The sequence below is a fragment of the Sphingobacterium sp. MYb388 genome (assembly GCF_037479535.1).
GTDB classification, from domain to species: Bacteria; Bacteroidota; Bacteroidia; order Sphingobacteriales; family Sphingobacteriaceae; genus Sphingobacterium; species Sphingobacterium anhuiense.
The window spans coordinates 231,496-244,721 of sequence record NZ_JBBGYV010000007.1; the positions used below are offsets into that span (position 1 = coordinate 231,496).

12 protein-coding genes are annotated in these 13,226 nt (G+C 35.1%); 5 read left to right on the forward strand and 7 right to left on the reverse strand.

The window, feature by feature from the left end:
• Nucleotides 1–11: 11 nt before the first annotated feature.
• Nucleotides 12–3,125 carry a SusC/RagA family TonB-linked outer membrane protein gene (locus WH188_RS20220; RefSeq protein WP_132767777.1) on the reverse strand — a complete coding sequence of 1,038 codons (3,114 nt, stop codon included), beginning with the start codon at nucleotides 3,123–3,125 and terminating at the stop codon, nucleotides 12–14.
• 359 nt (nucleotides 3,126–3,484) lie between these two features.
• Nucleotides 3,485–6,370, reverse strand: coding sequence for a helix-turn-helix and ligand-binding sensor domain-containing protein (locus WH188_RS20225; RefSeq protein WP_339424582.1), 2,886 nt, complete (start codon nucleotides 6,368–6,370; stop codon nucleotides 3,485–3,487).
• Between the two features lie 621 nt (nucleotides 6,371–6,991).
• Here WH188_RS20225 and WH188_RS20230 point away from each other — a divergent pair.
• The gene (locus WH188_RS20230; RefSeq protein ID WP_132767781.1) at nucleotides 6,992–7,705 is read left to right on the forward strand and encodes an HAD family hydrolase; all 714 of its coding nucleotides are present in this window, start codon (nucleotides 6,992–6,994) and stop codon (nucleotides 7,703–7,705) included.
• Nucleotides 7,706–7,877: 172 nt separating this feature from the next.
• On the opposite strand, the gene WH188_RS20235 is transcribed toward WH188_RS20230, so the two are convergent.
• Nucleotides 7,878–8,489 (reverse strand): hypothetical protein, encoded by a 612-nt coding sequence (locus tag WH188_RS20235; protein ID WP_021188397.1) that lies wholly within the window; start codon nucleotides 8,487–8,489, stop codon nucleotides 7,878–7,880.
• Between the two features lie 96 nt (nucleotides 8,490–8,585).
• On the reverse strand, nucleotides 8,586–9,080 hold the full coding sequence (locus WH188_RS20240) for a hypothetical protein (protein WP_132767783.1): 495 nt from the start codon (nucleotides 9,078–9,080) through the stop codon (nucleotides 8,586–8,588).
• A 250-nt stretch (nucleotides 9,081–9,330) separates the two neighbouring features.
• Between WH188_RS20240 and WH188_RS20245 the strand changes: the two genes are divergently transcribed.
• The 3 genes from WH188_RS20245 (at nucleotide 9,331) to WH188_RS20255 (ending at nucleotide 10,867) form a co-directional block, all read left to right on the forward strand.
• Complete coding sequence (locus WH188_RS20245) at nucleotides 9,331–9,534, forward strand: hypothetical protein (protein WP_031287256.1); 204 nt, start codon at nucleotides 9,331–9,333, stop codon at nucleotides 9,532–9,534.
• 21 nt (nucleotides 9,535–9,555) lie between these two features.
• Nucleotides 9,556–10,224, forward strand: coding sequence for a DUF421 domain-containing protein (locus tag WH188_RS20250; RefSeq protein WP_232789261.1), 669 nt, complete (start codon nucleotides 9,556–9,558; stop codon nucleotides 10,222–10,224).
• 169 nt (nucleotides 10,225–10,393) lie between these two features.
• Nucleotides 10,394–10,867, forward strand: a complete 474-nt coding sequence (locus WH188_RS20255; RefSeq protein ID WP_021188392.1) for a ferritin-like domain-containing protein — start codon at nucleotides 10,394–10,396, stop codon at nucleotides 10,865–10,867.
• A 108-nt stretch (nucleotides 10,868–10,975) separates the two neighbouring features.
• Here the strand turns inward: WH188_RS20255 and WH188_RS20260 are convergent, their stop codons facing one another.
• Both WH188_RS20260 and WH188_RS20265 read right to left on the reverse strand, forming a co-directional pair.
• Nucleotides 10,976–12,019: a DNA topoisomerase IB gene (locus WH188_RS20260; RefSeq protein WP_132767789.1), complete on the reverse strand. Its 1,044-nt coding sequence runs from the start codon at nucleotides 12,017–12,019 to the stop codon at nucleotides 10,976–10,978.
• Nucleotides 12,020–12,113: 94 nt separating this feature from the next.
• Nucleotides 12,114–12,362 carry a DUF7218 family protein gene (locus tag WH188_RS20265; RefSeq protein ID WP_132767791.1) on the reverse strand — a complete coding sequence of 83 codons (249 nt, stop codon included), beginning with the start codon at nucleotides 12,360–12,362 and terminating at the stop codon, nucleotides 12,114–12,116.
• A gap of 296 nt (nucleotides 12,363–12,658) precedes the next feature.
• Here WH188_RS20265 and WH188_RS20270 point away from each other — a divergent pair, with 296 nt between their 5' ends.
• On the forward strand, nucleotides 12,659–12,856 hold the full coding sequence (locus WH188_RS20270) for a hypothetical protein (protein ID WP_168126409.1): 198 nt from the start codon (nucleotides 12,659–12,661) through the stop codon (nucleotides 12,854–12,856).
• Between the two features lie 106 nt (nucleotides 12,857–12,962).
• On the opposite strand, the gene WH188_RS20275 is transcribed toward WH188_RS20270, so the two are convergent.
• Entirely contained in the window at nucleotides 12,963–13,175 is a 213-nt protein-coding gene (locus WH188_RS20275; RefSeq protein ID WP_021188388.1) for a hypothetical protein, read from the reverse strand.
• Nucleotides 13,176–13,226: the final 51 nt, after the last annotated feature.

The following is a 13,226-nucleotide window of genomic DNA, read 5'->3' on the forward strand; positions in this document are numbered from 1 at the left end:
ATTTTTAAAAGTTAGAATGAAACATTGACTCCGAAAATAAAATTACGTGTTGTTGGATAAGCCGAAAGCTCAATTCCCGCAGTTTCCGAAGGAACACCAGAATTTGCACCTGTTATTTCAGGAGAGAAACCTGTATATTTTGTGAAAATAAAAGGGTTCTGTGCTGTTACGTACATTCTAATTTTAGAAGTTGAATTGTATAATTTTGGAATGGTATAACCTAATGTTAAGTTATTGATTCTAAAATAGGCTCCTGACTCTAAATAGTAACTGGAAGCTAAGGCATCATGAGCTGCTCCAGGATGTGTATTAGACGTTCCTGCGCCAGTCCAGCGGTTATCAAAAGTTTCTTTAGTTACGTTCTCACCACCATTAACACGGGTACCTTTTAGACCATTGTAAATTTTATTTCCTGCAACCCCATAACCTTGAGCTGTGAAATCCCATTTTTTATAGTTGACACTTAGATTTAAACCAAATGTCGAAGAAGGAAGATATGATCCGTGGAATGTTTTATCTTTTGCGTCGATAACACCATCTTCATTTTGATCTTTGTATTTTAGGTACCCAGGTTTTGCTCCGGTTGTTGCAGCGCCATCTGCAATTTCAGCTTCGTTTTGCCACACCCCAACTGCTTCGTACATGTACCAAGCATAAATAGGTTGATTAGCTTTTAACTGTTTTGTAAGCTGACCATTATTTAAACTTCCTCCCTCAGTACCATCATAGGCAGGTTTAACATCCTTTAAAGTATTTTTGTTGTAAGAATAGTTACCACCAATACTATAGGATAGGTTTTCATTAATTTGATCGGTCCAATTTAAACCAATCTCCACCCCTTGATTTGATACTTTTCCGCCATGATCAAAATATTTTTGAGAAAATGGCGAATTCAATAAAGGTTTTACTTCTAAAATAGCATTAGTGTTGGTCTTATTATAATAATCCACATTACCACTTAAACGGTTATTTAATAAGGTGAAATCAACTCCTAATCCTGATTCTTCAGTTACTTCCCATCTTAAATTTCTCGCTGGACTTCCATATGCTGCTCCAAAAACAAGATCTTGGTTCGGGCCAAAGACATAATTGTAATTATCGGATCCTGGCGATGATAATATCTGAGAAACGTTCAAAGGGATGTTTTGGTTACCTAGTCTACCCCAGTTTGCCCTTACTTTTAAGAAATCGATGCCTGAGCCTTGCATAAAGCTCTCATTGGATACGGTCCAACCCGCTCCAAAGGAAGGAAAGATGTCAAAATATTCGCCAGATGCTTTAAATTTACTAGATCCATCACGACGTACAGTAGCAGTTAAATAGTATTTTGAGTCGTAATTATACTGTGCACGAGCAAAATAAGAAATTAATGCAGTAGGTGTGTAAGAAGTTTGTCTAATTTGCTTCTCTTTGTTTTTTGCTAAGTCAATATTCCAGTATTGTGATTGAGTAGGAACATCATATCCGGTCAAATCAGACATATTTCCGATATCGACTTTCTCTCTTGAATTTCCTAATGTTGCATCTATATTATGCTTACCGAAACTTTTTTGGTAAGAAACAAAATTTTCCCATACCCATCTGAATGTTTCTGTTTTAGCAATATTTAAGCTATTATTTGCATAGGTCAATGAATTCGGGTTTTGTGCTTTTAATCTTTCAAATTCTGCAGCAGTATTGAGAGGATCTGTATTTAAGTAGCGATCCTTGATATCATTAAAACCTCTATTTTGTGAAAAGTATTTTGTTACGCCCAAGCGAGAGGTGAATTTTAAGTCGCTGGTGATCTGGTATTCTGCTTGAAGTCCACCTTGGATGCTCAGATTCTTGTTATACTGCTGTTGCATTTTGTTCTCGTAAACAGGATTGCCCACATCATTTAACCTTCCTCCCTGCTGACCTGCAGCCAGAATATATGTAGCCTCTCCGGTTGTTTTATTGTATATAGGTCTTCCGTAGCGTCCGTTTTCATACATAACAGGAACTAAGGGTGACTGACGGTAGGCCGCATCAAAAGCACTTAGCGGTTTATTACGGTCGTTAGCAAAAGAGATGTTTAAAGTCTGACTAAGTTTTAATTTATTATCAAAGAATTTGTAGGTATTATTATTACGGATCGTGTTACGTACATATTGAGAGCCTTCCGTAATTCCTTTTTCCGTAAAGTTGTTATAACTAAAGAAATAATCTACTGCATCTGAACCTCCAGATAAGCTAACGACGTTATTGGTCACTATACCAGTCTGTAAAAGTTCGTCGTACCAATTGGTATTGTTTTTTTGATTTAATGCTAAAGGAGATCCATTTTTTTCAACTACTGCTAAGTTTTCATTGTAATGGGTCACATATTCATTCGCATCAGCCATTTTAACACGGTTTAGAATGCCTTTGGCACCTACATAACCATCATACGTAATCTGAGCACGTCCTGCTTTCCCCTTTTTAGTTGTCACTAAGATCACACCATTTGCGGCACGCAGACCATAAATAGAAGCCGATGAAGCATCTTTTAGGACATCGATAGAAACGATATCTGCTGAGTTGATATTGGTGATATTTTCGACTGGAAATCCATCAACAATATACAATGGATTACGACCACCTGAAGCTGTTCCTAGACCGCGGATAATCACTGTTGGAGCAGAACCCGGAGCTTCATTAGCAATGATGTTAACACCAGATATCTTGCCCTGTACAGATTGAACAGCATTCAATGCCGGTTGTTTTACAATGTCACTTGAAGTAACACGGCCTATAGAACCAGTTAGATCGACTTTCTTAGCTGTACCATAACCAATAACCACGATTTCATCTAAAGCCGTATTTTGTTCTTCTAGATTGACTTGTACATTGTTCTGTTGACCAATTACAACTTCTTTTCCATCATAACCGATATAGCGGAAAATTAAAACCTGATTGGGGTCTGCTGTAATTTTAAATTCTCCATTCGCGTCAGATTGCGTAGCAACGCTAGTTCCTTTAACCGCAATGGTTACTCCTGAAAGTACAGCGTTTGAAGATTTAGCTGTAATTTTTCCAGTAATCACTTTTCCACTCTGTGCATAAACTGACACATTGAATTGGCAAAATGCTGGGAGTAATAGTAATGTAAATAACTTCCTCATAGGTGTGACTTTTGTGTTATTTTAATTTATCAATTCCAATTAATCTGAATGTTTGTTAACAAAATTTAACCCTTTCATTAAATTTTGATACAGCAAAGATGTGATGTAGTATGCGAAATGTATAATTTAACACTTATACATTAATACATCACCATTTGAGCTAAACGTAAAAATTCAATTTAAAGAAATAACTTTGCTGATAGTCAGATTATTAAAGTAAGTGATATATTACTTTATTTAATACTAAGTGTTTAAAGCACACTATAGCGCGTGAGAGGTAATGATGTAGTGTTTTAGTGTGTTTTAATAACATCATGATCTCATGTCGTAGATAGGGTTCCACGATTAAGGGCATTTTTCTAACTAATATTCATTAAAAAATCAGTTAAATTCTGTTCAGTTGTTATATTCAATTTTTTACGTAATCGGTAACGTCTAATCTCGACACCACGTGTCGTTATATTTAATAAGCTGGCAATTTCTTTACTGCTCATGTTCAACCTCAGATAGGCACAGAGTTTTAAATCATTGGGCATTAATTCGGGAAATTGATGCTTTAACTTTTTAAAGAAATTCTCATGAGTTTCATTAAAACTCTGCTCAAACAGATGCCAGTCCATATTATCTTCATAAGCATTTTTAAGGATCTTGGCCACTTTTTGTAATTGCTCAGGTTGCAGTTTATTTCCATTTTCATCCTTCAACTGTAATAATTCGTGATTCAGTGCATTTAATAATTCATTCTTTTGCACAATATTCATCGTAGCATTAGTCAGTTCCTTATTCTTATTATATAATTCCTGTTCCAGTTGCTTATTTTTAATTTCGATCAAGTGTTGCTGTGCTCGGATTGCTTCCTGCTTTAAAAGTTCCTCTTGTTTAAGCAAATAAGCCTTTTTTACCTGTTTCTCATGTTTAATTAGCTTTTTGTTGTACCATTTACGGACTTCTTTTATTGCTAAAACCAGTAATATTAAATACCCTAAATAAGCATACCAGGTTCTATACCATGGAGGTAGGATTTCGATTTCAACTTTTGTTTCCTTAGTGATAAAACCGTTTGGCAGTTTTGCACGAATTGTAAATATATACTGACCAACTGCCAGATTCGTAAACTCCTTGTAGGGTAATTTAGACCAATCAGACCATTCCTCCTGCGTGTTTGTTAATTTAAATTGATATTGAACAGCAGTTTCAGTGTAATAAGGTAGCGCATAAGATACTTGTATACTGTTGTTTTTGTATTTTATCTCAACTATTTCTTTATCATTATTAAAATTTATACTGTCCGTTGAGAAAAGAGATCTAATATTCCTGATGAGGGGAGCCGGCACATCAGTGGGTTTAAAATTATCCCTTCCCAAATTGAGCAAAGAGAAGCCATTATCGATACTGATCAGGTATTGATTAGGATTGAGAGCCGAGATATTTTCATAATATTTCATCATATTATCTTCTAGAGAAGCTAATTTGATGGAATCAACCCGAATTTGCCCTCCTTGTAATAAATCGACTAAAGCAATTCTGGTTTTATTAATAAACCAATAGCTATTATTTCCTGCTGGTATGATCTTATTTGCTTTGGAGAATGTGCCCAATTTGTTGTTTAATTGATGATAGGGCGTGAATTTATCAATAAGCTCATCATAAACATATAGCCCACTATCAGTCGTAAAAACATTGATGGCGGCCAATTTGTAAACACCTAAATAACCCGATTTGGGTAAACCATTTTTTTGGGCATAGGGTTTAATCTGTTTAATAACACTAAAATCATCTGAAAATTTAAGTAGATTCAGTTCATTGTAACCTGCCGCCCAAACCGAATTTTTACTTTGTGTTTCTAATAATTGTACGCCAGATCTGAAATTAGGATATTGCGTCTGATAAGTTAATGCATTAGGTAAACTATTAAATAGGGACACACCTGTATAATTTCCCTGTAGTACATATGGTGCATGAGGGGAAAGCAGTTTGATAACCCAACCACCTGTTTTTGGTGATAGTAAGGACATCGCTGTACCTTGAATTTGAAAGGTACCTGTATTATGTCCACATACCAATACGTTATTGATTACTTCTAGATTCCATACTTGGCCCTGAGAGCCATGGATCATCTTAAAGTCTATAGACTGATATTTTTTGTTCGGATTCCATGAAGTATAAAATAGACCTTGGTTAGTCCCTAAATAAAGATATCCTTGGTAAATTTTTGCAGAATAGATGGTACCAAGTTTTCCTGAGTTATCCGAATAATAGTAGAGATCAGCATTAATCGCAATGCGGTCAATACCATTGTCCAGACCAGACCATATATTTGACTGTTTATCTACTGTTAAACTAAGAACGGTATTATTTTGCAAACCAACACTTTTATTAATATGCTGAACAAAAGATCCATTTTCATCAAGAATGTAGATACCGTTTAAGATCGTTCCGAATACGTAATAATGGTTGAGTAGCTTGATCCCATTGTTGATCTGTACATTTTTTAATTCTTCATTGATGTCATTTTTCCAGGGCGTTATTTCTCCAGATTTGCTCATTAAAAATAATCCGCCTTTAGCTGTTCCAATTAAGAATGACGCTGCATCAAAAGGAAGAATACTTAAAATGTTATGTCCCTTTAACTGCTCTTTACCCGAAACAGGAATGAGCTTATTATTTTTTAGTTCATGAAGTCCACTCGGTATTTTTTCTACGAAAATTCTCTTATTGGCTTGAAATGCAAATAGAAAAGGCTCTCCATCTTCAGTAATAGTTTTGATCTTTTCATTTTCATAAATATAGATCGTAGAGAAAGATTGGAAGATAATCCGATGGTCTTGAATGATTATTTTCCAGATCTCATCATTAAGATCTTTAAGTAAGCGCTTACTTATGGAATGGTAGGTTAAACGACCATTATTATTTTTCAGCCAATAGCCAAATTCTGATTGGCCTCCCGTATAGATTTTCCCATCTGGATGTACCTGTGCAACACGGACGATACCTTTATTAGGATGAGGATAGAGATTCCAGTATGCGCCATCATACTCTAATAAACCATCAGAATTAGCGGCGTAAATCAGACCATTCTGATCGACACTCAAGCCCCAGTTTTGATTGCCGGCTTTGTAAGTAGATTTTGTAAATTGCTGTACCCAAGGGCTAGCGAGATATTGAATATCATTGGCCTTGCTTTCACCAAAGAAGATCCCGAAGATTATAAAAAAAAGAAAAAATATTTTAAATAAAAATTTCATGCACAAAATTATGTTTGCCTTAGCAATAATTCTACCATGCTAAAAAGACGAAAGTGTCTCTGAGCGTATTTATGTAATAGAAATTGAAAGAATTATTCCCTAGACAAATTTAACAATAAATTTAGCTGTATGAGTCATTATAAAGTATTAAGATGTCTATTCAGCAATTCCTTAAGGATCTAAGCACACCGTTTTCGAAACTTTTAGCTACTCATGATCGTGTTTAAAAATAATTAATAAAAATTTAACATAAATTTTGTTTAGTTTTAATGAACAAAGTTTAGTTTTGTTAAACATATAGAAATGTGAGATCGTATTTGAAGGAAGATTGTTGTGTAACAGGGCTCATGTAAGTTCATACATAACTGTATGGAAGGAAATTAAAGGCTATAATCGACTTGTTTTTAGATTAGAACCTTTTCTAAAAGGTTTGTTTTACATCCTCTTGACAGTATAGCGCCTGTAAATACTGAGAATAAGGAATACGGACATGCTTTGAGGACAAAGGTGGAAATTAATTATCATTGAGTTTTAAATGTAGCCGAAATAGGCATAAAGGCCTCATACAGCCTATATAGATTGATTAAAATAAATAATAGCATAATAACACAATAGAAAGATATGGAAAGTAAAATTAAGATGGTCGTATTTGATATGGCGGGAACAACTGTTAATGAAGATAACATCGTTTATAAAACACTTAGAAATGCAATCAATAGCGTTGGTGGTTTTGATCTTAGTTTAGAAGAAGTTTTAGAGCATGGTGCAGGTAAAGAAAAGTTGGAAGCTATAAAAACTATCTTGAAAAATAGTTTAGATTTAGAAAATGATCAATTGGCAACAGAGATTTTTCAATTGTTTCTTGTGCAGCTTAAAAGTGCTTATGAAGTGGAAACCATTTATCCATGTACTAATGCGGCAGCACTTTTCATAAAGTTAAAAGATATGGGTATTTTAAGAGTACTTAATACTGGATATGATCGATTGACAGCAGAATCATTATTGAAAAAACTGAATTGGGAAGTAGGTAAAGACATTGATCTTCTCATTACTGCTTCGGATGTTGAACATAATCGACCAGAACCAGATATGATTCAATTAGCAATGGCGAAGATGGGTATTACCGATGCTTCAAGAGTTGCAAAAATTGGCGATTCAACGATTGACATTCAAGAAGGACAAAATGCAGGCTGTGGATTGAGCATAGGTATCACCACAGGAGCACATACCGCTGTACAATTGGCTACTGCCAATCCGGATCAGGTTATTAGTGATCTGTTGGATATCCTATCTGTAATTGAAAACTATAGTAAGAACAGTACCGCAGTATCATAAAAAAACTGATGCTGTGATTTTTAGAAATGAAGATCACAGCATCTTTATTCATAACGAGGGTTTATTTTAATGATTATGCAGTCTTTAATATGCCTGATTAACGTATGATCCTTAAAAAGGAAACAAGCAGAAGTATTTTGAATATTTGTAAATCAAAGCATCTGATTTGTAATTACACTTCTTTAACATCATTAGCAAAACCTTTAATAAGGGCCTTCCATTGCGGATAAGATGCCCCCAAAACCGCACCAAGTCCTACCATAAAGTTTCGGACATTATCGATGATATGCGTATTTTCGGTATTTAAAACCTCATTTCGTCCAGCATACTGAAACAATAAACTGTTATTTCTTTGCTCAACAATCAAAGTCGAAGTCGCTATTCCCTCAAAAAAATGTGCTGTTTCTTTATTTTCAGGATCAGTAGGATCTGGACATGGCTTTAGACTGACTGATAGGATTTTAAATTCGGCCATTTCCTTAGATTCCATATGCACAACGTTAACCCAGTCATAACCTTTTGTTCGGGGTAATCCAGGTCCTGGAATATCAATTTTGATGTAATCGTGTAACTGAAGTGGACGATGCAATTCGAGACCATTGTTGTCAACAAGCTTAAATACCGCCGCAGGAAGTTCTGCAATTTTGTGCCATTCATTGACCGCCAATAGGTTGTAGGATGCTATAATAAAAGCCTCGCTGGCAATTTCAGTGCTTGTAAACTCAACTGTTTCAAAACAGTCAAGTTTATTGCCTTCTTTCTGGGTTGGAATAATATTCTTCATCTTTTTAATAGAATAACAATTAAAAATGAACTTATGTTCATGTGAATCAATAGATTTACTTGGGTTGAGGAACTATCTGATTTTGTAATTTCTCCATTATGTAGAAGTATAATAGACCCAACCCTGCAAATTTTCATATGCATCTGCCTGCTTCAGATCGATTAAAATATTACTATCCATAAATAAGAGGCGTTTTGTGTCCGTATTTAAATCGTAGATAGGATAGAAGATGGCATTCTCATTTGGAAGTTCTACATTACTCTGTAAAGCAGTATAACCCTCTGCAAGTAAATTGTCAATAAGTGTTGGAGTAATTGCGTTAAGGTATCGCATCATCTTACCAATCCATTTCTTTTCGTTTTCTTCATTGCCAGGGTAGTGTTCAGTTGTAAAATCTAAGATTAATTTTTCGCCTTCTTTATCCAATCCATCTCTGATCATGCGCAATCCCATGCACCTCGTTTCTTCCTGATAATAATCATGTCCATACTCAAATTGAATATCACCTGCAATGGGGCTATCTTCAATTTTTGCTCGAAGTGCCATCTGGCGATTCAGCAATTCATGTACATATGCATAAGTCTCATCCATAGTGATTTGATTTAAAGCTATAACGTATTTATGATGTCATCACCAAAAGAACAATTCTGAAAGACTAAAAGTTTGTTTAAGAATACTTTAGGATAAGTAGAAGGATACGTGATGCACGTTTAAAGTATATTTTTGAAGCATTGATCAGGTATACTGTCGTTAATTTCAGGTATTTGTTACGGTAATTGAAATACAAACTTTTGACATAGCACCACGTTATATCATTACAATAAACTAAATGAATACGATTATGGCTACTAAAAATGAAAATGCAAAAGTCGGTATTGTTGATAAGGACAAGCAACCGAAGAAAAAGAAAACAATTACCTCAGTTGTAGATAAGAGAAATAAAAAGCAGGAAGGTGACGGGGAGGCCGGCGTTGATCCTCAAAATGATCAATTGAATGATATGCCAGAGCCAGATACATTTCCTCGTGAGCAGGTAAAACCTTAGTGCAGAGGACGTATGTTTGAAATGAAAAAGATAATTTGGGAAGGCGCGGAATGGGATTTCCTTTTAGAAATTGTGGGACGGTCAGTCATCATGTTTATCCTGATATTGGTGATTCTTAGGCTTTCAGGAAAAAAAGGTGTAAGGCAATTAACGCTTTTCGAGGTGGCGATTATTCTGAGTCTCGGATCGGCGGCTGGTGATCCCATGTTTCAAGAAGAATTACCCGTTATTTATGCCTTTGTTGTATTATTTTCGGTTATCATTATCTATAAATTTATAACTTGGTTATCATCAAAATCGGTGTTTATCAATAAGATTTTAGAAGGCGAAGCGATGGTAGTTGTGAGGGATGGAATGTTTGATTTAAAACATGAACATGATGGTGACTTTTCAAAAATGGAATTCTTTTCCGAACTACGTAATCAGTCGGTTGAACACTTAGGTCAAGTGAGAATGGCCTTATTAGAAATTGATGGTTCGATGAGTATTTTATTTTACCCAGAAGATGAGGTGAAGTATGGTCTGCCTTTATTTCCAGATGATTATAAAAAAGTTGAATCATTTCAGTTATATGACTTTCACGCCTGCATGTATTGTGGTTTTATCGAACAATTGCATAATAGAGAATCAAAATGTCCACGATGTAGACATACAGAATGGAGTAAAGCAATCAACACAAAACGAAATTAATCTATTCTTTTAAAGCCATCATGCATGCTTCAGTACTTCCCCTAGGGGTTATAAATACGATTCAAATGTTCTAAATACCCGAAATGATTATGATTTAAACTATTTCTGCCTTGAGGTTGTTTTCTAGATAAATCAAGAGTTTTAAATTTATATTTCAAAAAATAGAGCTATGGAAAACAGAGCAAATGATCCGGCAATTATCAATGATCTGATAAAAATTAACAACGATAGGATAGCTGGATATAGAGAAGCATTAGATCTAGCACATAGTATGCGGATCGATGATCTAGGTGGTATATTTGCCAAATATATCCTGCAGTCAGAACAGTTTATTACCGAGCTTACTCCATATGTCACACTTGAAGGTGAACAACCTACAGACAGTACGATGTTGAGCGGTAAACTTTTTAGACTTTGGATGAATATAAAAGTTAATATTTCGGGAAATGATCGTAAAAGTCTATTGGAAAGCTGTGAAAAAGGAGAAGATGCTTTTAAAGCTACCTATAGGAAGACCCTTGAAGAAGATCGGGAGGCTTTATCCATCCATGTGGTCAGCTTAATTGAAAATCAATTAAGTAAACAATTGGTTGCGCACGACCAGATTAAATTGTTACGAGATACCATTTCCGATACGATTTAATTATATCAAGCGTTTAGTCTAAAAAATCATTTCAATATTGAGGTTAACAGGGAAAAGGGGCAATTGCCCCTTTTTTTTATAGTTTGCACGATGATCAAATGTAATAGGTTATTTTTCACAACGTGATCTGATAAATTTCAGCAGCGCTTTTTCGGTCGCACCATCTGTATTTTGCACCATTTTCCGTTTAAGTTTTAATAATTCATTTTTTAAATCACCATCTACATACTGTTTCTGCAATTCCGGATGAATATAATAGTTCCTTGTAACTGATCTGGTATTGCCGAGTTGTTTAGCGACATGATCAAGGATGGTGACCAGTACTTTTTTACGTTCAGAAATAAGTTCGCCATAAGGCTCATTAGCCATCATCATAAAGGCAAGCGTGCAACCTGCCCATGTACGGAAATCTTTACAGGTATAATCTTCTTGCATCGCTTGTTTTAAATAGCGGTTCAGATCTCCTGAATCAAGCCGTTGAATAGCACCATCATGATCGTAATATTGAAAAAGCTCCTGACCGGGGATTTCTTTGACGTTTTTAAGCATTTTAGCTATTTTTGCTTCCTTGATATAAACCTGCTGAAGTACGCCTTTTTTCCCTTTAAATTTAAAAAAGATTTCATTTTTGTCAATTTTGACATGTCTGTTTTTCAATGTGGTGAGCCCATATGAGCCGTAGTTATGTTCATAGGATTTGTTTCCTGCACGTATGTAAGTTGCATTCATGGTAGAGATTGCAATCGCACAGACTTTTTCTTTGGATAATTTCTTTTTCCGTAGATCTTTCCGCAATTGCGTGCGGAGTAGTTTCATCTTATTTGCAAAGCCCAGTAAACGATCAAATTTTTTGACATTCCGTATGGTTGACCAGTCCAGATGATAAATATATTGCTTCCTACCACGCTTATCAATACCTGTTGCCTGTATATGACCATTTTTAAATTTGCATATCCAGACATTTTCCCATGCTGGTGGAATCACAAGAGACGCTATCCGCTTTAAAGTATTTTTATTTTTGATAGGCTTGTTCTTGGATAGATAAGTGAATTTGCCTTTTGTGTATGTGCGGCAATAACCAGGTTCCGTATCTGTAACGTAACGTAGATTTAGAGCGACAGATGGGTGAGATGAAGGTGTTAATGTTTTCATGTGCTCCAAATTTGTGAAGGAAATGTTTTGTTAATATTCAATTCCGCCGCCACATGTAATGCGGAAGAAATTATTTTGATTAATTGAAATAAATTTAATGGTTCCTAATAGCCTTTATCAGTTCATCTTTTTTCATTGAATGCCTACCGGCTATGCCAATTTTTTTTGCTTCTGCAAGTAGATCCGATTTTGTCCTCGAATCCAAGTCAGTAGCTTCTCCGCCTTTCTTGCTGGCATCCGGAGAATTTGCAATTCGTGCGGATTTTTCCTTACTCATTCCTTTCTTGCGTAATGCTTCATATTGAGCATCGTCTTTAATCTGTTTTCCGTGATCTTTTGCCATTGTTTTACATTTTAAAGTTTACATTACTCTCTTCTTAGCTGAGATTTCCCAAAGTAAGAACGGCTTGAAACGCACAATGTTTAAGAAGACGCTTCGAATGCGTAGTATTTGAAAAAAACAGGTATTTTCTTACTATTCTGGATAGAAAGTTATGATTTTATCAATCAGGTATTTTGACTTGCAGTCTCACGTACATACAATGATTTCTTACCAAATTATACCTGTTTTAAAATATTTTATTAACCACTTTTATTTCACTTTGTTTTATAATAGTATTTCCGTTATAACTTTTAAATATGAAAAACCTGATTGTACTTTTATTTATTCCGGTCCTGTCATTTTTAGGCTTAGTGATTAATCTGCTTATTGCTATGCTAACCCGCATCAGACTAAGAGCATATTCATTTTTTAAATCAGAAGACAAGGGTAAGAAAAATTTCATTACTGCAGTCCTGATTAATGGAATTTACAATAGCGACACGATCTTTATATAGCAATCTGCCATTAAGAATGCATCGTATTGTGATTATTATCATATTAATGAACCATTTAGGTAAATTTCAAATTATTGATATAAATTAGAGTGAAGCTGGTAGATGATCACGTATCGTGATCATCCATAAGTTTTGCGATATTATTATCAGCCTCCTTTTTTGCAAAATGTTCTCGCGCAAGCTTTAGTCCTATTGCAATAGCCGTTCCTTCACTGGCGCCTTCTTTTAATAGCGCATTCGCAATTTCTACAGCTTTATCACGAATTTCAACGGGCTGGTTTTTATAGGACGGTGGATAATCATTGTTGTACCAGGGCATAAATTCTCCTTTCTAGTAGTTAAATAAACAATATCAAAGCAATGAGTTCCA

Excerpts from the sequence above, each read along its gene's own strand:
- WH188_RS20240 (WP_132767783.1), bottom strand. The coding sequence starts at position 9,080 with ATGGATGAGACTTATGCATATGTACATGAATTGCTGAATCGCCAGATG.
- WH188_RS20220 (WP_132767777.1), bottom strand. The coding sequence starts at position 3,125 with ATGAGGAAGTTATTTACATTACTATTACTCCCAGCATTTTGCCAATTC.
- WH188_RS20245 (WP_031287256.1), top strand. The coding sequence starts at position 9,331 with ATGGCTACTAAAAATGAAAATGCAAAAGTCGGTATTGTTGATAAGGAC.
- WH188_RS20275 (WP_021188388.1), bottom strand. The coding sequence starts at position 13,175 with ATGCCCTGGTACAACAATGATTATCCACCGTCCTATAAAAACCAGCCC.
- WH188_RS20225 (WP_339424582.1), bottom strand. The coding sequence starts at position 6,370 with ATGAAATTTTTATTTAAAATATTTTTTCTTTTTTTTATAATCTTCGGG.
- WH188_RS20270 (WP_168126409.1), top strand. The coding sequence starts at position 12,659 with ATGAAAAACCTGATTGTACTTTTATTTATTCCGGTCCTGTCATTTTTA.
- WH188_RS20235 (WP_021188397.1), bottom strand. The coding sequence starts at position 8,489 with ATGAAGAATATTATTCCAACCCAGAAAGAAGGCAATAAACTTGACTGT.
- WH188_RS20265 (WP_132767791.1), bottom strand. The coding sequence starts at position 12,362 with ATGGCAAAAGATCACGGAAAACAGATTAAAGACGATGCTCAATATGAA.
- WH188_RS20255 (WP_021188392.1), top strand. The coding sequence starts at position 10,394 with ATGGAAAACAGAGCAAATGATCCGGCAATTATCAATGATCTGATAAAA.
- WH188_RS20260 (WP_132767789.1), bottom strand. The coding sequence starts at position 12,019 with ATGAAAACATTAACACCTTCATCTCACCCATCTGTCGCTCTAAATCTA.
- WH188_RS20230 (WP_132767781.1), top strand. The coding sequence starts at position 6,992 with ATGGAAAGTAAAATTAAGATGGTCGTATTTGATATGGCGGGAACAACT.
- WH188_RS20250 (WP_232789261.1), top strand. The coding sequence starts at position 9,556 with ATGAAAAAGATAATTTGGGAAGGCGCGGAATGGGATTTCCTTTTAGAA.